This is a genomic window from Lactobacillus kalixensis DSM 16043 (assembly GCF_001434335.1).
GTDB classification, from domain to species: Bacteria; Bacillota; Bacilli; order Lactobacillales; family Lactobacillaceae; genus Lactobacillus; species Lactobacillus kalixensis.
Window position 1 is genome coordinate 1 of sequence record NZ_AZFM01000009.1, and the last position, 22979, is coordinate 22979.

The 22979-nt window shown below is 37.4% G+C and carries 18 protein-coding genes and 3 tRNA genes; 19 read left to right on the forward strand and 2 right to left on the reverse strand.

Going from position 1 to position 22979, the window contains the following annotated elements; genetic code table 11:
- The first annotated feature begins 162 nt into the window (after window positions 1-162).
- The 6 genes from FC46_RS03955 (at window position 163) to FC46_RS03980 (ending at window position 5679) form a co-directional block, all read left to right on the forward strand.
- The gene (locus tag FC46_RS03955; RefSeq protein WP_057798086.1) at window positions 163-1038 is read left to right on the forward strand and encodes a metal ABC transporter solute-binding protein, Zn/Mn family; all 876 of its coding nucleotides are present in this window, start codon (window positions 163-165) and stop codon (window positions 1036-1038) included.
- A gap of 72 nt (window positions 1039-1110) precedes the next feature.
- A tRNA-Glu gene (locus tag FC46_RS03960) sits at window positions 1111-1182 on the forward strand.
- A 4-nt stretch (window positions 1183-1186) separates the two neighbouring features.
- Window positions 1187-1259 (forward strand) — tRNA-Val (locus tag FC46_RS03965).
- 140 nt (window positions 1260-1399) lie between these two features.
- Window positions 1400-2605 carry a glucosaminidase domain-containing protein gene (locus FC46_RS10315; protein ID WP_057798088.1) on the forward strand — a complete coding sequence of 402 codons (1206 nt, stop codon included), beginning with the start codon at window positions 1400-1402 and terminating at the stop codon, window positions 2603-2605.
- 48 nt (window positions 2606-2653) lie between these two features.
- Window positions 2654-3793 carry an SLAP domain-containing protein gene (locus FC46_RS03975; RefSeq protein WP_057798090.1) on the forward strand — a complete coding sequence of 380 codons (1140 nt, stop codon included), beginning with the start codon at window positions 2654-2656 and terminating at the stop codon, window positions 3791-3793.
- Window positions 3794-3846: 53 nt separating this feature from the next.
- Window positions 3847-5679, forward strand: a complete 1833-nt coding sequence (locus FC46_RS03980) for a monovalent cation:proton antiporter family protein (RefSeq protein ID WP_057798092.1) — start codon at window positions 3847-3849, stop codon at window positions 5677-5679.
- 47 nt (window positions 5680-5726) lie between these two features.
- Here the strand turns inward: FC46_RS03980 and FC46_RS03985 are convergent, their stop codons facing one another.
- Entirely contained in the window at window positions 5727-6527 is an 801-nt protein-coding gene (locus FC46_RS03985; protein WP_057798094.1) for a DUF6612 family protein, read from the reverse strand.
- Window positions 6528-6566: 39 nt separating this feature from the next.
- A complete protein-coding gene (locus tag FC46_RS03990) occupies window positions 6567-7331 on the reverse strand; it encodes a hypothetical protein (RefSeq protein ID WP_057798096.1) in 765 nt (254 codons plus the stop codon).
- Between the two features lie 167 nt (window positions 7332-7498).
- Between FC46_RS03990 and FC46_RS03995 the strand changes: the two genes are divergently transcribed.
- The 13 genes from FC46_RS03995 to guaB all read left to right on the forward strand — a co-directional run bounded on the left by FC46_RS03995 (window position 7499) and on the right by guaB (window position 22979).
- Complete coding sequence (locus FC46_RS03995; RefSeq protein WP_057798098.1) at window positions 7499-8191, forward strand: 2,3-diphosphoglycerate-dependent phosphoglycerate mutase; 693 nt, start codon at window positions 7499-7501, stop codon at window positions 8189-8191.
- Between the two features lie 267 nt (window positions 8192-8458).
- Entirely contained in the window at window positions 8459-9022 is a 564-nt protein-coding gene (locus tag FC46_RS04000; protein ID WP_057798101.1) for an aldose epimerase family protein, read from the forward strand.
- Between the two features lie 114 nt (window positions 9023-9136).
- Complete coding sequence (locus FC46_RS04005; protein WP_057798103.1) at window positions 9137-10240, forward strand: LCP family glycopolymer transferase; 1104 nt, start codon at window positions 9137-9139, stop codon at window positions 10238-10240.
- Window positions 10240-10857 carry a glycerol-3-phosphate acyltransferase gene (locus FC46_RS04010; RefSeq protein WP_057798105.1) on the forward strand — a complete coding sequence of 206 codons (618 nt, stop codon included), beginning with the start codon at window positions 10240-10242 and terminating at the stop codon, window positions 10855-10857. Before FC46_RS04005 ends, FC46_RS04010 begins: the two co-directional genes overlap by 1 nt.
- A 46-nt stretch (window positions 10858-10903) precedes the next feature.
- On the forward strand, window positions 10904-13885 hold the full coding sequence (locus FC46_RS04015; RefSeq protein ID WP_057798199.1) for an LTA synthase family protein: 2982 nt from the start codon (window positions 10904-10906) through the stop codon (window positions 13883-13885).
- Window positions 13886-14203: 318 nt separating this feature from the next.
- Complete coding sequence (gene tyrS, locus FC46_RS04020; protein ID WP_057798107.1) at window positions 14204-15469, forward strand: tyrosine--tRNA ligase; 1266 nt, start codon at window positions 14204-14206, stop codon at window positions 15467-15469.
- Window positions 15470-15620: 151 nt separating this feature from the next.
- Window positions 15621-15977, forward strand: coding sequence for an SLAP domain-containing protein (locus tag FC46_RS04025; protein WP_057798109.1), 357 nt, complete (start codon window positions 15621-15623; stop codon window positions 15975-15977).
- Window positions 15978-16053: 76 nt separating this feature from the next.
- Window positions 16054-16126, forward strand: a tRNA-Thr gene (locus FC46_RS04030).
- A gap of 27 nt (window positions 16127-16153) precedes the next feature.
- Window positions 16154-17467, forward strand: coding sequence for a C1 family peptidase (locus FC46_RS04035; protein ID WP_057798111.1), 1314 nt, complete (start codon window positions 16154-16156; stop codon window positions 17465-17467).
- Window positions 17468-17476: 9 nt separating this feature from the next.
- Window positions 17477-18130 carry an HD domain-containing protein gene (locus FC46_RS04040; protein WP_057798113.1) on the forward strand — a complete coding sequence of 218 codons (654 nt, stop codon included), beginning with the start codon at window positions 17477-17479 and terminating at the stop codon, window positions 18128-18130.
- Window positions 18131-18293: 163 nt separating this feature from the next.
- Window positions 18294-19916, forward strand: a complete 1623-nt coding sequence (locus tag FC46_RS04045) for a peptide ABC transporter substrate-binding protein (RefSeq protein WP_057798116.1) — start codon at window positions 18294-18296, stop codon at window positions 19914-19916.
- A gap of 83 nt (window positions 19917-19999) precedes the next feature.
- Window positions 20000-21637: a peptide ABC transporter substrate-binding protein gene (locus FC46_RS04050; protein ID WP_057798117.1), complete on the forward strand. Its 1638-nt coding sequence runs from the start codon at window positions 20000-20002 to the stop codon at window positions 21635-21637.
- A 199-nt stretch (window positions 21638-21836) separates the two neighbouring features.
- Entirely contained in the window at window positions 21837-22979 is a 1143-nt protein-coding gene (gene guaB / locus FC46_RS04055; protein ID WP_057798119.1) for an IMP dehydrogenase, read from the forward strand.

Here is a 22979-nt window from a genome sequence, read left to right on the forward strand (position 1 = left end):
AGAGCGCTTGACTGTTAATCAAGATGTCGTCAGTTCGAGTCTGACAGCCGGAGCTAGCGGAATATGGAAAATAAGAGAAGCGTATGCTTCTCTTATTTTTTTTGCCTTTTTTAAAAACAAAGTCTATCCTTATCTTATAATTGGTAACTAGCGAGGATAATAATGAAGAAAAAATGTATTTTTTTGATGATTTTAGTTTCATTAGTAATAGTTCTAACAGCATGTGCAAATAATAAATCAGAAGAAAATTCCGCACATCATAAAGTTGATATTGTTACTTCAACTAATATCTATGCTGACATTGCTAAGCAAGTTATTGGTAAATACGGTAGAGTTACTGCAATCATTACTAATGGGGATACTGATCCACATGATTTTGAACCAACTGCCGACTCTGCTAAGGAAGTTGCAGAGGCAAATATCGTTATTTCAAATGGTTTAGGCTATGACGATTGGATGGATCGTTTAGCCGATGCTAACAATCTTCACCTAACTAAGGTAAGTAGCCTATTGCATAAGAAAAACGGCGCAAATCCACATATTTGGTACGACTTAGATATGCCTAAGGTCTACGTTGATTATATTGTTGAACAGGCAAGTAAAATTGATTCTGCACACGAAAACTACTACAAAACAAATGGACAAAAATATTTAAATAAGATTAATCAAATTAAAAAAATTGCTGACAAGATTGATGGTAAGCATACAAAACCAGTTTTTGTAAGTGAACCAGTATTTGATTATGCTTTAGAGCGTTGTAATTTTAGAATCGGTGACAAAGAGTTTGAAGAAGCTGTTGAAAACGAAACTGATCCTAGTGGACGCAGTATCTATCAAATGCAAAATTCTATTAAGAATAAAAAGATTGCTTTCTTTGTTAATAATGTTCAAGCATCTAGTTCTACCGTTAATGGTTTGGTCAAAATGTGCCAACAAAATAATATTCCTATTTTGAATGTAAGAGAGACAATGCCCAATGGAATCAGCTATTATCACTGGATGAAAAGTAATTATCAGAGACTTGCAAAAATTAATTAAACTTTTTTTGAAAAAAAACTTGCATTTTTTACTGAAGCTAGTATACTTATTATTGTTCTTGTGATGAGACATGACCCGTTGGTCAAGTGGTTAAGACACGGCCCTTTCACGGCCGTAACATGGGTTCAAATCCCGTACGGGTCATCATGGAGGATTAGCTCAGCTGGGAGAGCATCTGCCTTACAAGCAGGAGGTCACAGGTTCGAGCCCTGTATCCTCCATATTTTTAAAGAAGGTCTTCGGACCTTCTTTTTTGTTTTATTTCAAAACCATTATAATTTCAAAACAAATAGGTTTAAATGTTGTTTACCTTCCAATAACTAGATACAATGGAATTGTCATCTTAAGGGGGAAAACTCATTTGAAAAAGAAACTTTTAACAGGCTTAGCTGCTGCAACAGTTCTTTCTTCAACTGTTGTTACTGGACTAAGCAGCATGCCAATCGCAACTTTATCCAAAAATCATACTGTTAAAGCAGATTCAGTTCAAGATGCATTCTTAAATACTGCTGCCAAACAAGCACAAAAAGCAGCCAAGAGATACGGTGTGTATCCATCAGTTATGATTGCTCAAGCTATTCTTGAATCAGGTTGGGGTCGCTCAACTTTAGCAGTTGAAGCTAATAACTTATTCGGAATTAAGGCTGGAGCCGACTGGACTGGTCCAACTTATACCGCTAGAACGCGTGAAGAAGATTCTAAAGGTAAAAGTTATTATATTAATGCGGCCTTTAGAAAGTATGCTTCGTATGAAGATTCTTTTGAAGACAATGGTTCAAAATTGCGTTTGGGTGTCTCATGGCAACCTGACCGCTACAAGGGCGCATGGATTGAAAATGCTGCAACATATGCTCAAGCAACTAAAGCTTTGACGGGTACTTATGCTACTGATAGCAAGTACGATCAATCTTTAAATAGTAGAATTACGGAATACAATTTAAATAAGTATGATCCAACTATTTCTAAGACTGCTAAGAGCTATAAGGTTGAAAAAGATGCTGCAACTTATTCTTGGCCAACAGACCACGATGTAACTAGTAAGTCTGGTTCAGTCAAGAAGGGGCAAACTGTAAACGTTGATCAAACGATTACTTACTATAATGGTACAAAACGAATGCATATTGCTGGTCAAGGCTGGGTTAACTCAGATGTTTTCTCAAAGAATAGCGCACTTCCAGCTACTCAGGCTTCTAAAGGTACCAAGGTAAATAAAAATTTGATGCACAATGCCTACGTTTATGATGCTAAAGGCAAGCGAATTGCTGGTATGAAGGCACTTAAGGAAGATAACGTTATTGCTACTTATGGTACTAAGACTATTAATGGCAAGAAGTACTACAGAATTGGCACTGATCAATACATTTCAGCTGGCAATATCGACGGTACAATGCGTCTTCTTAAGCGTAATACCTATGTTTACAACGGTAGCGGCAATCGTGATAACGATACCAAGTATAAGAAAGGTCAATCTCTTAACACTTATGGTAGCCGTGTAACTATTGTTAACCAGAAGTACTATAAGATTGGGATCAACCAATACGTTAAGGTTGCTAACTTTGTTAAATAGATGAATTTCCTCTTTAAAAAGCGAGATAGATAAGGACTGAAACAAAGTTTGAATTTGAAAAAATTTTTTACTGCAACTGCAATGGTCGTTTTGTCTGCAGTTGCAGTTTCTTTTATCCATCCAAAGACAGCCACTGTTTACGCGGAAGAATCAATTAATAGTTTAGCCAAAAAACAAAAATATGTTGGTACAAGCTACTTATATCAGATTCTGGCAGCACAAAATATTACTTACAATAAATTTTATACGCAAAATAAAATTGAATACCGCAATGGTAAGCCGGAAGGAATTGTAATTCACGAAACAGCTGATCCAGGTGCAACTGCTATGAATGAGGCCATTTACTTCAATCGTGAGTGGCCTAATATGTACGCCTATGTTCATGCCTTCATCGATTCAACGACTGTTATTCAGATGATGACGCCTGATTACGGTGCTTGGGGTGCAGGTCCAATGGCTAACGACCGTTTCATTCATATTGAGCTGTGTGAAGAAGATAATCGCGCTGATTTTATCAAGAGTGTCAATAATGATGCTATCTATACTGCACGGCTTCTTCACCGCTATAATTTAAAGCCAGTTAATGCTACTCATGATGGTAAGGGAACGATCTGGTCACATGCTGCTGTTTCCAAGTTTTTAGGTGGGACAGATCACGGAGACCCTGATGGGTATTTTGCTAAATGGGGCTACTCAATGGATCAATTCTTTGATCTTGTTAAGTACTACTATGATTTGCAAAATAATAAAAACGAACCTACCAAGAAGGATAATCCTGAAGACAATATAACTAAGATTCCTGATGTTAAGAAGGGCGAAACCACCTTGATGCACGATGCTTATGTATATGATGCAAAAGGTAAGCGCGTTAAGAATAAAGCAGTTAAGCGTGCTGGTACTGCAGTTAATATTATTGATGCTAAGATGATCAATAAGACTAAGTATTATCAAATTGCTAAGAATGAATACATTAATGCTGCCAATATTGATGGTACGTTGCGTTTATTAGTCAAGAATTCTTATATCTACGACACTGTCGGAGTCAAGACTGGTAATACTAAGCTGCTTAAGGATAGTAAAGTTAAAACTTATGGTAGTGCTGTTAAAATTGCTGGTGAAAGTTACTATGCAATTGGTGCTACACAGTTTGTTAAAACAGATAATTTCAAAGCAATTAAAAGTCGCTAATCAGCGGCTTTTTTTATATAATAGACTGTGATTTTTAAGAAAGGGAGTTTGAAATGTCACAGTTATCACTTTTCTTAGTGGTTCTACTAGCACTAGTGATTCCGATCTTTATGGCGCGCTTCAGAGTGAACAATGTTCCAACTGCTGTTGCCGAAATCATCGTCGGAATAATTATGGGAACTAGTGGATTTAATTTGATTTCTAGTACGCATGACCTAACCTTCCTGTCGAACTTAGGCGTGATTTTGCTGATGTTTTTGTCGGGGATGGAAATCGACTTTGAATTATTAAGTAGAAAAAATAACCAAAAGACTCGCAGTCAAGCGGGTAAAATGGTTGATCCATTAACAACTGCTCTATTTGCATTTGTCGGGATAGCAATTACTTCTTGTGTTTTAGCTTATATTTTGAAAGTAATTGGCTTATTTAGTGAAGTTCCACTAGCTGCAATCATCTTCATGACCGTTGCTCTTGGCGTAGTTATTGCTACTTTGAAGGAAAAAGACATTTTGGGTCGACCAATTGGACAGACGATTTTATTAACAGCAGTTCTTGGTGAAGTTATTCCGCTCTTACTCTTAACGATTTATGCCAGTGTGCACGGCGGAGACGCAACTAGATTATGGTTGATCATTTTGTTATTTGTAGCTGCGATTTTCTTATTATGGCGCTTCCAGCAGCCATACTTGTGGTTTGTTAAAGTTACTAAGGCCACTACGCAACTAGATATTCGCTTAGCTTTCTTCTTGATTTTTGCATTAGTTACCGTTGCAGAAACGGTTGGTGCCGAAAACATCCTGGGTGCATTTTTAGCAGGGACAGTCATGAAATTACTTGAGCCGAGCGAGGCCACTAAAGACAAGTTAACTTCAATTGGGTACGGCTTTTTTATCCCCATCTTCTTCATTATGACTGGGGCGAGATTGAACTTGCGTAGCGTGTTTGCTCACCCAGAAGCATTGATGTTATTACCAATTTTGGTTATTTTCTTACTTCTTGCCAAAGCACCTGTTGTTGGCGTCTTTATGAGAAAATTTGATCACAGAAATGCTTTTGCTGGTGGTTTCTTAACCGCGACAACGATTACGATTGTTTTACCGACTTTGCAAGTTGCACGACGCTTAAAGGTAATTAGTACTACACAATCAGATGTTTTTATCTTAGCTGCAGTTGTTGTATGTATCGTAAGTCCAATCATTTTTAATTCTTCATTTAAATTACGACCAGAAGATCGAATTAAGCAACGCGTTATCATGATTGGGGCTAATACCTTTACTATGCCGGTTGTTCATGACTTGCACGATAAGTGGTACTCAGTCAAGATGTTTACTAGTGATGCAGAGCGCTATAATACTTTCAATAACCGAGCAGATTTGACTTTGATTGATAAATTAGATCAAGAGAATCTGGAAAAAGCTGGTGGCTTTGAGGGTGATATTTTTGTTGCCGCAATGAGGAATGACCAAGAAAATATCAGATTAGGCGAGTTGGCTCGTAAAGAAGGCGTTAAGCGAGTAATTATTCGTTTGAATCATACTGATGCTGAAGTGATTCATAAGTTGGTAAATGAAGATATTGAAGTTTTCAACTTTACTAATGTACGATCATCTTTGATGAGAGCATTGATTGAATCACCTGCTGTTTACCATGTAATGACTGACACGAAGAATGTTCTTTACTCAGTTGTAGTTCGTAATACGACGTATACAGGAAGACCATTGCGCGACTGGAATTTTGTTGATCAGATGACAGTTAGCCGGATTAGACGAGATGGTAAGTGGATTTCACCAAATGGTGCTACCGTTATTGAGCCAGGGGATGAAGTGATCTTCTCAGGTGAATTTGAAATTGCGGATCGGATCCGGAAAATTTTAGGAAAAGAATAACAAAAAATAAGACTTTCCGTTTGGAGAGTCTTATTTTTTGCAGTAAATTATTTGCTTGATTTTGGCAATGGTTTAGCGGCTAAAGCGTTACTTGGAACCTTTAAGAAGTCGTGGCTACCGAAATTGCCGAAGCTTTGACCAAATCTTGCCTTATTTAACTTACCAAGCTTCATATTGATGAAAATGTTGCAGCTATAGAGCTTATTGTTCTTAACTACTAACTTTACAGTCATATTTTGATAAGTACCATATTTTTGCATGCGGCGGAACAATTTTTCTTGTTCAGGAGTTTGACCTAGAGTTGAAACAATCGGATCAAGTGCCTTTTTCATAGTCTTCTTGTCGCTTAATTTAGCATTCAAAGTATAAGTTTGACCTTTGCGTGTCATCTTGTACGCCTTAACTAATTTCGAACTTGGATTGTTAATTGTATCATTACTCATAATCGCACTTACAAGTTCTGCGTAAGTATGACCACTTAATGTATCTAAGTTAGAACGATACCAAGTATGACCACCGTTTAAAAAGACGTTGTTCATGTTAACCCATTCTTCAGAATTTCTGGTTTTACCTTGAGCGGTTGTCTGATTGTTGATATGAAAAACTGTACTATTGTCGCCACCGAAGGTGGTATTGGCGATAACGCTTTGACTAGAGGTATCAGTTGAAAGGCGGACTGATTGAATTACTTGTCCACTCTTAAATGATTTTTGTGATTTTTGAATAACTTCACTTTTGGTCAAAACAGGTGTGGTCTTCTTGGTAGATTTGTTGTTGCTGCAGCCGGTTAAACCAATAGCTAAAGCAGCAAGGGCGATCAAGCCCACTTTTTTAAATTTAAAATTCATAAGATGATAACTTCTTTCTTAATCTCACTTAATTCAAGTCTAATGGGACATACTGCCTAAATCAACTGCTGATTTGACAATCTTATTTGGTATTTTCAATGGTTTTGACTTGTTAATTTGGTCAATCTTAACTTGAACGTTTTTATGACTTGAATCTTCATTGTAAGCTAAATTAGTAGTAAAGTCTGTTAAGTTGTATTTTTTATCAGTATTAATCGTAATATCTACTTTTTCAGTTTTTAGTTCATCAGGGTCAATTCCGATAACTGAAGTGATCATACCATTTTGCAGTAAGTTATTAGCGATTTTTTTGTCAGTACCTTTATAAGTGACAGAATAGCCGGAACTGGTTTTATTCACTTTGAATTTCTTAAGCGAAGAGGAACCAATACTCATTAAAGCGGTTTGGGCTAACTTGTCAGTTAATTGAGCATAAGAGGCTGTTTTAGTTAATTTAGTCTTGAACCACTTATTAGTAGCAGTTCCTTGCATTTGAACGTAGCTATTTTTACCAGAAATCCACATCTTGTAATGATTGGAAGTCGTGGTGAAATTAGCAAAGACTACTAGCGGCTTTTTGTTATATTTTGCTGTCGCCTTTTGTAAGGTTCGATTATTATTATCAGTTTGATTCCAACTTGCCGTCATCGTTTTGAAGTCTGTTTGTTCAGCCTTATTCAAAATTGTCTGCGCACTTGGCAAGGATTCACTAGTTTTTTGTTTACCATTATTTGAAGAGCAGGCGCTAAGTCCTATCCCTACAAGTAAAACGAGTGATAAAGCAAAGAATCGTCTTTTTTTCATTAAAATATCTCTTTCCTTTTTCCTAAAAATTATTATTTTAATTCATTTTCTATTTTAACATGTAATTTTTGCGACTTGCTTAAGCTTTTTTTGCGAATTCCTATGAAAATTCGGAAGAAGCGTGTAAAATATTTAGTGAAACATTGAATTTTCAAAGGAGATATTTCATGTCAAAATTAGTATTGATCCGTCACGGTCAAAGTGAATGGAACCTTTCTAACCAATTTACTGGTTGGGTTGATGTTAACCTTTCAGAAAAAGGTGTTGAAGAAGCTAAGAACGCTGGTCGTTTAATCAAGGAACATGGTCTTGAATTCGATCAAGCTTACACTTCATTGTTAACTCGTGCCATCAAGACTTTGCACTTCGTATTGGAAGAAAGTGGCCAACTTTGGATTCCAGAAACTAAGACCTGGAGACTTAACGAACGTCACTACGGTGCACTTCAAGGTTTAAACAAGAAGGACACTGCTGAAAAGTACGGTGACGAACAAGTTCACATTTGGCGTCGTTCATACGATGTATTGCCACCAGCAATTGATGATGACAACGAATACAGTCAAGCACATGACCGTCGTTACGCAAATCTTGACCCACACATCGTTCCTAAGGCTGAAAACTTACACGTTTGCTTAGACCGTGTAATGCCATTCTGGGAAGATCACATTGCTCCAGATTTACTTGACGGCAAGAACGTAATTATCGCAGCTCACGGTAACTCACTTCGTGCTTTAACTAAGTACATCGAAAACATTTCTGACGAAGACATTATGGACTTAGAAATGAAGACTGGTGAACCAGTTGTTTACACCTTCGATGAAAACTTAGATGTTGTTAAGAAGGAAAAGTTGGACGACTAATTTTTGGCTGTTTAACTCAAAAAGAAATAGGCACTTCTGTTCAGAAGTGCCTATTTTTTATCAACTTGCTCCAAAAATTAACTTTTATTTAATTTCTGATTTCTTTTGGAACAAATCTATTCGCAAATCTATTATATTATAAATAAAAACAAATTGCCATTATTCTTTAATCTTAGTGTTTTGCTAGATGAAATACTACTCTGAAAATTGACATTTGACTATAATAAGTGCTATTTTCAAAGTGGTGTATAGTTGGGAGAATAAATCATGCAAACAATTGAAAATTCCCTCTTACAAGTCTCTGTTGACGAAAATGGGGCGCAACTTGCGCACGTAATTTCTAAACAAGGTGACTTTGATTACTTCGATAATGAAGAAAAACAAGAGAAGGCAGTCGCTGTTTTTAAGGCGGCTGATAATGATGAAAATCTAGCATTAACACTGCCATGGACAGTTGTTGATAAGGGAGATGCCCGCGTCAGTTTAACCTTAATTGATACAGCAAATAGTTATAAGAAATTTCCATATCATTTTGAAATAATGTTAACTTATTCAATCGAAGCCAATCAAATGAAGATTGCCTTCCACCTCAAGAACAATTCAAATAAGGAAATGCCGTTTTCTTTAGATTATAATTTGCCGCTATCAAGCAATGTTGCTGAAGAAAGCGTCAATCGAATCGTTTTAGAGGATGCAGATAAGAAGGTTATCCTTGAATCTGCAGACTTCAAGATCAGTTCTGCTCAAGATGAGATTAGTTGTGCAATTAACCAAGCAACTTTGGCTCCAGAAACTAGTCAAGATGTGGAGTTGAATTTTGTTTTTGAGTAAAATTTAACGATTTTAATAAGAAAAATTAGGCAAGTCAAGGATGGCCTGCCTTTTTGCTATAATAGGGCATTGGTGTTCATAATCTAAATTGATAGATTTATTTAGGTAATAAATATGGGAAGAAGACAGAAATTTAGGAATAACAGTCGTGTTGAAAGACATTCCAAAGATTACAACAAAAAAAGCCACGTCTTGGCTTGGATTATCAGCATTGTTTTAATCATAGCTGTTGGAGCAATTGCTTATTTCGGCTATGTTTACTTTAAGACTAAGAATGCGGTTGATAAGACTTACGATCCGCAAAATAAAGTAACGATTAAGAGCGGAGAATTTAATGGTAAAAACAAGTTTGCTGTCTTACTGATGGGGACAGATACCGGGGCGTTAGACCGTAAAGAAAAAGTCGGAAATACTGACACAATGATTTTAGCAATTGTAAATCCGCAGAAGAAACGCTACACATTGATGTCAATTCCGCGTGATACGATGGCGCAAATGATTGGGACTAGTGAATTTCAAACAGAAAAAATCAACGCTGCCTATTCAATTGGTGGAGCCAAAATGGCGATGGCTTCTGTTTCAAAATTAATTAATGTGCCGATTAAGTACTACGCTGTGATTAACATGGGCGGACTTATGAAAATGATCCGCTATGTTGGTGGAATTAATATTCGGCCAACTCTGAGCTTTGAATATGGTGGTTACGTCTTTAAGAAGGGCCAATTAACCCATATGGGTGGTGGCGGAGCATTGGCATATTCAAGAATGCGTTATGATGATCCAAAGGGCGATTATGGCCGCCAAGAGCGTCAAAGGCAAGTTATTACGACTTTGATCAAGAAAGCAGTGTCTGCTAGTTCATTGACCAATCTTGACTCGATTCTTACTTCAGTATCAGGCAACGTGAAGACTAATCTGCCATTTAGTGCTCTGCAATCAATTGCTTTAAATTACCGTGCTTGCTCAGATAATGCTAAGAGTGACTACTTGCATGGTTACTCTGCAACTATTGATGATGCAGCTTACCAAGTTCAACCAACTAAGGAATTGCAGCGTGTATCTAACTACTGCCGCAAGGAATTAGGACTTTCAGAAGAAGTAATCAGCAATAATGAAACTTTCCAGAACGAAAAGAATGTTGCAAATGGCTTCGACTTTACCAGTAGTAAAGTTCAGGAATACCATATTTATGATTACACTGAGGAGGATGGTAATTAATGGACCGCTTTTGGAGCGTCTTAATCGGTTATATCTTTGGTAATTTCTTATTTGCCATGATTGTTGGTCAGGTCTTTTTGAAAATTAATCCGACAGAATATGGTTCAAAAAATCCGGGAACAGCCAATATGGGAGCTGTTTTTGGTAAAAAGTGGGGCATTTTGACTTGTTTAGGAGATTTACTCAAGAGTTTAATTGCCTTGTTTATCGTTTATTTTGCCTTTCCAGCTCATATTAATATTGCCTACACGGGCTTAGGGCTGATTTTAGGACATTGCTTTCCTTTCTGGAACCATTTTAAAGGTGGCAAAGGGGTAGCTGTCGCCGCTCAAGTGGCGGTTTTTTATGACTGGAAAGCTGGTTTTGCGACTTTATTAGTTGCATTAGTTTTAACGGCAATTATGCAAAATTTGACGATTCCGCCATTAGTGTTTATCCTGTTATTCAGTATTTTTGTTTTAACCAAAAATACTGAAGCCGGAATAATCTTTTTGATAATTACAGCGATTATGGCATTTACTTTCCGCAAGGATATCGTCGATTTTATTCATGGAGATGGAAAAAAAGTCGATATTTTATATTCTCTTAAGAAAAAGTTAGGAATAAAAGTGCAATAATAGAGAACTGTAGTTGAAAAATATTAGTAAGGATTTTTTTAGAAAGATGAATGAGAAAAAAAAGAGTTCATTAACAGCTTGGCAGATTATTTGTCTGCTGGTAGCGACATTCTTTATGCTCGTACAAATCTTTAGCTTTAGTGGATCACTTGCACGTTTTCCACTTGGAAGTTTATTAAGATTTATACCTAAGATGGCTGAGAATGCCACTTTGATATTAGTTCCAATGGTTTTTGGGGCTGTGTACAGTAAGAGAAAAGTTAAGACTACTGAAGCAGTTAGATATTGGATTCTAGCCGTATGTACGCTGGTTATTCTATATCTGGTTTACTTCTTTAGATTGCCTGGAAGATTTAATATGTGGAAGGTTTGGGGAGTATTCTTCCCAGTTTTGACTAGTACTTCCGTCTTACTTTCAGGTTCAATCTTCAGTATGTTGGCTCAACCATATCTTTATGAATTGCAAAGCCGCATTACTGAAAAACAAAATTGGCTTTTACTCAGTGCATTGACACTGGTAGGTTTTGCTACTAGTGCTGGTACGATGATGTTCGATTACTCTATTTATGGAGTATATCTAATTTTGTATTTTGCTTGGGGAATGTTCCTAGCAAAAACCAAGATTAACAGCAAAGCCTTTAGCCTAACAATTTTTACAGGAATTATTTCATTCTTTGTAGTATTAGTTGGTGTACCTGGATTTAACGGGGTATATTGGTACCAACTTTTGTCAGGTAGAGCAGGAAGTTTTGATTCATGGAATAGAGACTTCTTGAATAACCCAACTTCCCCAGCTATGTTCTTGATGGTGCTAGCAGTTTTCTTAATCTTTAAGAAAGTAATCGTTTCTTACACCAGAAGAGAAATGCGCTACTTTATTCCAGTAATCATCTTTATGCAAGCTCCAGTAACTGGTGGTCTTCTTAGATCATTCCGGTTTACTTCAAGTGCCGGTTTAAACAAGTTCATCATGATCATTATTATGATGCTTGTAAGTCTCCTGCTTGCAAGATTGTATGGTAAGTACTTGAACAGAATCAGATTGTTCAGATCGATGATCTTCACTGCAGATAAGTCACAGAACTTAGCAGAAGCAGTGGAAAAAGCCTGGGGCGGTTTTACTGCTTGGGTAATTGAACACCGAGTACAATTATTAACTTGGACTTGGTTCTACATCTTGAGCTTTATTTCATTCTTAATCGAGTCAGATAACTTAAGAATTCAAATTAGTACTGCATCTGACATCAACGCAGTTGTCTTTTTACTTGGTACCAGATTCTTTGCCATTGTTTTGACAACGATCTTCCTTGATGCAATGTTCACTATTTTCTACTTTGTTACTACCCGTTATTGGACGTCTAATGTCTTAGTCAGCGTAATCACTATTGGTTGGGCTGTTGCTAACAAAGTTAAGCTTAACTTGCGTGGGGAACCAATTTACCCAACTGAAATTTCTGAAGCTGCCAACTTCAAGACTTTGATTCCAATGATCGGAACAACCTTGTTAATTGTGGTGGCTATTGCATTAATTGCAGTTATTGCCTTAGATATTTTCCTTGAAGTTAAATTCCCAATTAAGAAAAAGGGTTCATGGAGACACCGCGGTTTCTGGGCTTTGGCAAGTTTAGTTTTGTTCTTAACGCCACTTAGATTCAACCATGACGGTGGAATTATTTACCACATTTCTCGTGGATTTGATAATAAGCAATCATTCAGAAACCCTGAACGTGATATTCAGATCAATGGACCTGTCTTGAATTTCTTGAACTATATTGATCTCCAGATCATGGATAAGCCAGCTAATTACTCGCAAAGTACGATTAATCATTTGAATGAAAAGTACTCCAAGATTGCGGATGAAATTAATAAAACGAGAAAGAACACACTCAAGAATCAAACAATTGTCTTTAACTTGAGTGAAAGTTTTGTTGATCCATATACTTTCCCAACAATTAAGATTGATTCGTCTGCACCAAACCCAGTTAAGTTTATTCAATCAATGAAGGCTAGATCAACTTATGGTAACATGCTTAGTGCAGGTTACGGTGGTGGTACTGCTAACATGGAATGGGAAACTTTGACTGGTCTTAACATGGGGATGTTCAGAACTACTTTGACTCCTTATGTTCAAGTTGTTCCTAGATACAAGTACTACCCAACTATCGGTATGAACTTCGACTACAAGTCCGCAGTTCACCCATTCATTGGTACTTACTACTCAAGAGTTGAAGATTACAACAGATTTAAGTTTAATAAGTTTGCTTATGTTGGTTCTAAGTACAAGATTATTGACCAACGTAAGCTTGGCTCAAGTTCATACAATTCTGACTTCACTACTTACGCTAATGGTTTGAAGCAAATTAATGATCGCAAGGGTGGTCAATTTATTAACTTGATTTCAATTCAAAACCATATGCCATACAATAACTGGTATCCAAAGAATGAATACATGGGTAAGATCTCAGGTGAATTGTTCAAGAGCGGCGCAGTTAAGGAACAGATGGCAACTTACATTAAGGGTGTTCAATATACTGATCAAGCTGTGAAGAAATTCATTGGTCAAATTGATAAGATCAAGAAGCCAATTACAGTTGTCTTCTACGGTGACCACTACCCAAGTATCTTGTCACAGAGCTATACTAGTCAATATCCAGTACAAATGCACTCAACTCGCTACTTTATTTATTCAAACAAGTACGCTAGAGAACATGGTGCTAAGTCTAAGTTGACTAAGAATACTAACTACGTCAATACTAGTGACTTTATCGCAATGATGCTTGAACAAACTAACTCTAAGGTAACTCCTTACCAAGCATTGTTAACCGAAGTTCACAAGAAGTTACCAGCAATTACAATTAATTATGCTGGTGAAAAGGGCTTCGAATTGATCAACGAAAAGGGTCACCAAGTAGATCCTAAGTCTTTGACTTCAGAACAACAGGCACTTTTGAACGATTATGAAACTGTTCAATATGATATGACTGCTGGTGAAGCTTATGGTTTGAAGGCTAAAGGATTCTATAGATAAAATTAAACATGAAAAGGTCAGCTTTGGCCTTTTTATTTAAACATTTTTCTTAAATTAGTGATTAGCAGTTGACTAAAATCGTTTTTCTAGTTAAGATCATAACTAAATAAGTAGTTCGTTGACTCAGTGTTCAGAGAACTAGCGGTAGGTGTAAGCTAGGCAGGTCATCGTGACGAAATACGTGAAAGGGTAGTTCCTTTAACAACTGTGTTGAGATGCCAATTGGCATGAACGTGGGTGGTACCACGGCTAAAGAAGATAATTAGTCGTCCCTGGATTTCGTGAGAAGTTCAGGGACGTTTTTTATTGGAGGAAATTATGGCTAAATTTGATATTTTAGAAGATTTAAAATGGCGCGGCGCTATTAATCAAGAAACTGATGAAGAAGGCTTGAGAAAGTACCTAGCAGAACATGATGACTTAGCTCTCTACTGTGGTACTGATCCAACTGGTGATTCACTACACATCGGTCACTTAATTCCATTCATGATTTTGAAGAGATTCCAAATGGCTGGCTATCACCCAGTTATCTTAATTGGTGGTGGTACTGGTTCAATTGGTGATCCATCAGGCCGTAAGACTGAAAGAGTTTTGCAAACCGCTGATCAAGTTAAGCACAATGAAGAAAAGTTAACTGCCCAAATGAAGAAATTGTTTGGTACTGAAAACTTTGAAATTAAAAATAATGCTGACTGGCTTGGTAAACTTAACTTAATCGACTTCTTGCGTGATTACGGTAAATACTTCCAAGTTAACAACATGATTAACAAGGATGTTGTTGCTAGTCGACTTGAAAATGGTATTTCATTCACTGAATTTTCATACCAAATTTTGCAAGCGATAGACTTTTACCATTTAAACAAGGAAGATGGTGTTCAATTGCAAATTGGTGGTAGTGACCAATGGGGTAACATTACTGCAGGTATCGATTTGATCCACAAGCTTGAAGGAAGCGACCGCCCAGCATTTGGTTTAACCATTCCATTGATGCTTAAGGCTGACGGTACTAAGTTTGGTAAGTCCGCTGGTGGTGCTGTTTGGCTTGATCCTGAAAAGACTAGTCCTTATGAATTCTACCAATTCTGGATTAACCAAGATGACCGTGATGTTGTTAAATACCTTAAGTACTTCACTTTCCTTAGTCGTGAAGAAATCGAAGATTTGGCTGAAAAGACTGAAAAGGAACCTTGGAAGCGTGCTGCTCAAAAGAGATTGGCAGAAGAAGTTACTAAGTTTGTTCACGGTGAAGATGGCTTGAAAGAAGCTAAGATGATCACTGATGCATTGTTCTCAGGAGACATCAAGAACTTGTCAGTTAAGCAAATTGAACAAGGTTTAAAGAATGCACCAAGCGCTGTAGCAACACCAGATAAGAAGAACATCGTTGAATTCTTGGTTGATACTAAGATTGAACCTTCTAAGCGTCAAGCACGTGAAGATGTTCAAAATGGTGCGATTTACGTTAATGGCGAACGTGAACAAGATCTTGAATTTGTAGTTGATCCATCAAGAGAATTTGATGGTAAATACGTAATTATCCGTAAGGGTAAGAGAAAGTACACTTTGGTAACGATTAGTAAATAATTGATTTTAAAAAAACTCTAGCAGAATTTTGCTGGAGTTTTTTCTTTGTTATAAAAGCATCATAAAAATACTAACTTAAATGGTCTATTTTTCGTGAATGGTGTTATAGTAAGTGTGAAAGCAGATATAAATATAGAAAGAGGTTTTTAAAATGTTGGAAGCTAGAAAAATATTTACAGCTGTAACCGGCTTGGTACTTGGCTTGAGCTTATTAGGAGTCGGCACAACCACTGTTTGCGCTGACACTTTTAATGCCCCAAAGCTAGGTATTAGCCAGATTGCTCCAACCGATCCAGCTATCAAAAAAGGTGACAAAATTTTTGTCATAGTTAAGGACACTGACAATCAAACTGTTGAGGTATATAACCAAAGTGGCGAAAAGACTGGTGAAACAGTTGATATGGGGACAACCTACACCAACATGGCTGTAAAGAAAATCAACGACAAAAAGATGGTTCAAATCAATAAAAATCAATGGTTGAACATCAAAGATGTTGTGAAGGAATAGCATTTATTTTAAATAAAAATAATTTAGGTGAAGATGTTTGAATGAATATCTTTGCCTTTTTTGTTACAATTAAGTCGCTGCTTTAGCTCAGTAGGTAGAGCACCGCCGTGGTAAGGAGGAGGTCCTCAGTTCAAACCTGAGAAGCAGCTTTGTTAGTTTTATAGGAGGGGTTCAATATGGCTCACAAGCTTACTTTCGAAGAAATTGCAGAATTTCAAAAAGATTATGAATCAAAATCACAAAATAAAGTTGCAGAACTTGCAGTGGTTAATAATGGCGTGCAAAAGGCTAGTTTAAATCCAGCTAGTTACCGTCAATTAAACCGGACTTTCTCAATTGAAATTCCAACAGATGCTGTAACAAATCAAAAACAATCTGGTCGCTGCTGGCTGTTTGCAGCACTAAACGTGATGCGCCACCAATTTGCTAAGAAGTATAAGGCAAAGAATTTCTTGTTCTCACAAGCTTATTTGTTCTTCTGGGATCGAATTGAAAGAGCCAACATTTTCTTTGATGAAATTATTGAAACTGCTGATCAACCAGTCGATGATCGAACTGTTCAATCATATTTACGTGCTCCAGACACAGACGGTGGTCAATGGGCCATGGCTGTTTCTTTGATTAGAAAATACGGTCTTGTTCCTGATTATGCGTATGGTGAAAGTTTCACTGCTAACAACACTTCTAACTTCAATCAAGCATTGAATATGAAACTTCGCGAAGATGGTTTGGTTTTACGTAAATTAGTGCAAGAAGGAAAAGATAGTGAAGTTGAAGTAAAGCGTAAGGAATTCTTGAACGAGGTTTACCGTATGGCTACAATCGCTTTCGGTGAACCAGTTAAGAAGTTCGATCTTGAATACAAAGATGATGATAGTAAGTACCAGCTTGATCAAGATTTAACGCCAACTGACTTCTTCAAGAAGTACTTTGTTGACGATTTAGATGACTACGTTGTTTTGTTCAACGCGCCTGATCATGAAATGGATAAGCTCTACGCCTTACCATTTGAAGATAATGTTGTTGGCGGTACACCTGTCCAATTCTTGAATACTGATATTCAGAACTTGAAAGATGCCACAATTAAGCAACTTGAAGCCGGCGAAACTATTTGGTTTGGTTGTGATGTTGGTAAGTCTAGTGATCGTCAACTTGGAATTATGGCTAATGGGATGTACCAAACCGACAACTTATTTGATATCAAGACCACTTTATCAAAGAAAGAGCGCTTATTAACAGGTGCATCTGGATCCACTCATGCCATGACTTTAGTTGGTGTTGATGTCGTTAACGGCAAGCCGCGCCAATGGAAAGTTGAGAACTCTTGGGGTGAAAAAGTCGGCAAGAACGGCTACTTTGTCATGGGGGATGACTGGTTTAACGAATACTTATTCAAGGTAGTTGTGAAGAAGCAATACATTCCAGAGAAATTAGTTAAAATTTGGGAAGGACCAGCAACCCCAGTTCATCCTTGGGATTCAATGGCTTAGGTGAGGAAAATGGATTTAGCACCAGTAGTTTTATTTGTTAAAGAGCAATTAGACGGCGAAAGAACTGGACATGATTTTTATCATGCTCAACGTGTTGCTAAATTAGCTTCAAAAATGTATTTAGCTGATTATCCTGATGCACATGCTGATAGTAGAATGGTCGCAATCATTCAGACTGGCGGATATTTGCATGATACAATTGATGAGAAGATTTGTGATAATCCAGAGGCAGTAATTGAAAAAATTAAAGAATTACTGCCAACAGTTGGTTTTGAAGAATTAGAAATCGCTGATATTCTGTTTACAATTCAGCATATGTCTTTTTCACAAAATATTGAGCAACACTACAAACTACCGATCTCTGGTCAATATGTTCAAGATGCTGACAGAATTGAAAGTCTTGGTGCGATGGGAATTGCTCGTGCATTCACTTATGGCGGTAAGCACGGTAATTTAATCTATGATCCTAAGATTAAACCAGAGAAGCTTGTCAGTCATGATCAATACCGCAATCATGAAGAAACAACCATCAACCACTTTTATGAGAAACTTTTTCATTTAGAGGGCTTAATGAACACTCGTGAGGGTAAAAATGAGGCTCATCGCCGCACTGAATTCATGCGAGAATTTATTAATGAATTCATGCAGGAGTGGAATGTTTAAAAATATTTAATCTGAAAAAGTGCCTTAGTAATAGCAACTAAGGCGCTTTTTGCTTACAAAATAAAATTAAAATGAGAATAATACTTGCAAAATTAAACGTGATCTATTAAACTATTAATCAAGTTAAAGAACTATTAAAAAGTTTCTTGAGAGGGGAAATTCGATGAAATTTACTAAAGTTTTTGCAGCAGGTGCGACACTTTTAGTATCTGCTTCAGTTTTGGCAGCTTGTGGATCTAATAGTAATTCTGGATCTTCATCTGGCAGTAAGAAGATTATTAATTGGGAAGAAAGTGCAGAAATCCCAACTATGGACTTATCAAAAGCTACTGACATTACTAGTTTTAACCAATTAGGTAACGTTGAAGAAGGGCTTTATCGTTTAGGTAAGAACAACAAGGTTGAAAATGCTTTGGCAACTGATACCAAGGTCAGCAAAGATGGTAAAACTTGGACTTTCACTCTTCGTGATTCCAAGTGGTCAGATGGTTCTAAGTTAACTGCCAAGGACTTCGTCTATTCATGGCGTAGAACTGTTAATCCAAAGACCGCCTCTCAATATGCTTACCTCTTCGAAGGTATCCATAATGCAACTAAAATTTCTAACGGCAAGGCACCAGTTAACTCATTAGGTGTTAAAGCCGAAGGTGATAACAAGCTTGTTGTTACTTTAGACAAGCGTATCCCATACTTTAAATTGTTAATGGGCTTCCCATTGTTCTACCCACAATCACAAAAGGCCGTTGAAAAGTACGGTTCTAAGTATGGTACTGCTTCTAAGTACATGGTTTACAACGGTCCATTCGTTCAAACTGGCTGGACTGGTTCAAACCTTTCATGGAAGCTTAAGAAGAACAATAATTACTGGGACAAGAAGGCTGTAAAGCTTGATACTATTAACTACAGTGTTCAAAAGACTCCTTCAACAGCTTATAACTTGTACCAATCAAACAAGATCGATGCAGTTGTACTTGATGCACAACAAACTAAACAACTTAAGAACAATAGTGGTTACACTTTGCGTGACACCGCTGCAACATTCTACTTACAATACAACCAAAAACGTAAGATCTTCCAAAATGAAAACTTGCGTAAAGCTATCTCAATGTCAATTAACAGAAAGGCTCTTGGTAATGCTTTAGGTGGTTCAAACACTCCTGCAACCTCATTAACTGCTAAGGGTGTTGTAAACCACGATGGTAAAGACTGGGCAAGCGTTGTTGGTAACAAGGAATATACTCAATACAATCCATCAGAAGCTAAGAAGCTTTTCAACAAGGCCTTGAAGGAATTAGGCGTTAAGTCAGTATCATTCTCAATCCTTTCAGACGATACTGATCCAGGTAAAAAGACAACTGAAACTCTTCAAAGTCAAATTGAAGAAAACTTGAAGGGTGCTAAGGTATCAGTTGCTAATGTACCATTCAAGACTCGTTTGAGCCGTTCAGTTGCCGGAAACTTCGATATCGTTGTTTCAGGTTGGTCAGCTGACTTCGCCGACCCAATTTCCTTTGTTGACTTGTTCACTTCAAAGAACGCGCAAAACAACGGTAAATGGTCAAACTCACAATACGACAAGTTGATAGCAGATTCTAAGACTACTGCTGATACTAATAAGCGTTGGGATGACCTTCAAAAGGCAGAACAAATCTTGCTTAACGAACAAGGTATTTCTCCACTTTACTACAAGACTGAAGCATGGCTTGTTCGCCCATCAATCAAGGGTATCGTTTACAACGGTGCAGGACTTAACTACAACTTTAAGAATGCTTACGTTGCAAACTAAAGTAGAGTGATATGGTGAGATAATGCTGAAGGGATGACTGCAAGTAGACAGTCGTCCCTTTTTGTATAAATGAGGTTATAAGAATGGATAAAAAATGGAAACGAGTTTGGGCAAGTGCTTTTGCTGTTGGAGCATGTGCATTAGCTTTAACAGCCTGTTCAAACAATAATAATTCATCTAGTTCAAAAAAAGATCAAAAGATTTCTTGGATGGAAATTTCAGAAATTGAAGGAATGGATCCATCAGTTGTTACAGATGCCACTAGTTTTAATCAATTAAACAACACAATGGAAGGATTTTATCGCTTAGGTAAAAATTCTAAGATTGAACCAGGTGTTGCTACTAAAACTACTACGTCTAAAGATGGTAAGAGTTGGACTTTTACTTTACGTAAGAATGCTAAGTGGTCAAATGGTGATCCGGTTACTGCTCAGGACTTCGTCTACTCATGGCGTAGAACTGTAACACCTAAGACTGGCTCACAATATTCATACCTCTTCTCAGGAATTAAAAATGCTGATGATATTGTGGCAGGTAAGAAGTCACCAAGTACTTTAGGTATTAAGGCTGATGGTAAGTACAAAGTTACCGTTACTTTGGACAAGCGAATTCCATACTTCAAGTTGTTAATGGGCTTCCCATTGTTTGCACCGCAAAATCAAAAAGCTGTTGAAAAATACGGTAAGAAGTATGGTACAGCTTCAAAATACCAAGTCTACAATGGTCCGTTTGTTCAAACTGGCTGGACTGGCTCAAACCTTACTTGGAAACTCAAGAAGAATAATCAATACTGGGATAAGAAGGCTGTAAAGCTTAATACAATTGATTACAGTGTTCAAAAGACACCATCAACTGACTACAACCTGTATCAAGCAGGCAAGCTTGATGCCGCATTGCTCAGTGCTCAAGCTTCTAAGCAATTGAAGAACCAAAGTGGCTACACTATCCGCCAAACTTCATCAACTAAATACCTTGAAATGAACCAGGGTAAGAAGAATGGTCTTGAAAATGTCCACTTAAGACGTGCAATTTCAATGGCAATTAACCGTAAGGCGTTAGCTAATGCGGTAGGTGGTGCTAACAAGCCAGCTAATACTTTGTCAGCTGAAGATATGACTTTAGTTAACGGTAAGGACTACACTAAGACTGTAGAAAATGCCAAGACTGATAAGTTGATGACTTACAACCCATCTGAAGCTAAAAAAGAACTTAAGGTAGCTCTTAAGCAATTAGGCAAGAGCAAGTTAACTTACACAATTCTCTGCTACGATGATGATGAATCTAAGAAGGCAGCTGAAGCAATTCAAAGTAGTGTCGAAGAAAACTTGAAAGATGTAAAGATTAACATCAACAGTATGCCTAAGAAATCTGCTTTAAACCGTGGTGTACAAGGTAACTTTGAAATCTTCTTAATGGGTTGGAATGCCGACTTTAACGATCCAATCTCATTCTTGGACATGAACACTACTAACAACTCATACAACTGGCAAAAATGGTCAAACAAGGAATACGACAAGTTGATTGCGGATTCTAAGACTACTTCAAGCGAGAAGACTCGCTGGAACGATTTAGCTAAAGCTGAAGAAATTATCTTGGAACAGCAAGGTGTAACTCCACTTTACCACCCAGCTACTGCTTGGATGATCCGTCCATCACTTAAGAACGTTGTCTTCAACGGTGCTGGTGCTAACTACGACTTCAAGTACGCTTACGTACAATAAAAAATCAAACACAAAAACAATATTCAATACACTTTTTAACTACTAATTCAAACTTAATAAATAAATCCCCTCTAGATGAGAAAAGAAGTGAAAAACTTTCACTTCTTTTCTTTTTGCTCTTGACCTGAAAGCCATTGGCTAGTACAGTAGATTTAATTTAAATTAAATTAATGTTTTTTAGAAAAGGGGAGCAATTTCGATGTCAAATTGGGATACAAAGTTCGCTAAAAAAGGTTTAACCTTTGACGATGTTTTATTAATTCCAGCAGAAAGCCATGTTTTGCCAAATGAAGTAGATTTGAGCACTAAGTTGGCTGATAATTTAAAGTTACATATTCCATTAATCAGTGCCGGAATGGATACGGTTACTGAAGGTGCAATGGCCATCGCAATGGCTCTCCAAGGTGGACTTGGTGTTGTTCATAAAAATATGTCAATCCAAGCTCAAGCAGGAGAAGTTGCTAATGTTAAGAGTGTAGTTGTACCAACTAGTGCAGGTAAAGCTGCAGTTGATGATGAAAATCGTTTACTCTGTGCAGCAGCTGTTGGTGTTACTAGTGATACTTTCGAAAGAGCAGAAGCTCTTCTTGAAGCTGGTGCTGATGCGATTGTTATTGATACTGCACACGGTCACTCAGCAGGTGTACTTCGCAAGATTAAGGAAATTCGTGAACATTTTCCAAAAGTAACTTTGATTGCAGGTAACGTAGCCACTGGCGATGCTACTCGCGCATTATTTGATGCCGGAGTTGATGTAGTTAAGGTTGGAATTGGACCTGGTTCAATCTGTACTACTAGAATCGTTGCTGGTGTTGGTGTTCCTCAAATTACTGCTATTTACGACGCCGCAAGCGCTGCTCGTGAATACGGTAAGCCAATTATTGCAGATGGTGGTATTAAGTATTCAGGTGATGTTGTAAAGGCATTAGCAGCTGGTGGTAATGCAGTTATGCTTGGTAGTATGCTTTCAGGTACTACTGAAGCACCTGGTGACTTATTCGAAGAAAACGGTGTTAAATACAAGAAGTACCGTGGTATGGGTTCAGTAGGAGCAATGGCTCAAGCTCACGGTTCAAGCGATCGCTACTTCCAAGGCGGTGTTAACGAAGCTAACAAGTTGGTACCAGAAGGTGTTGAAGCCCGTGTTCAATACAAGGGTGATGTATCTGATGTTATCTTCCAAATCGATGGTGGCCTTCGTTCAGGTATGGGATATTGCGGCGCAGCTAACATTACTGACTTGATCGAAAAAGCACAATTTGTTCAAATTACTAATGCTGGTCTTCGTGAATCACATCCACACGATGTGCAAATGACTAAGGCTGCTCCTAACTATAAGTAA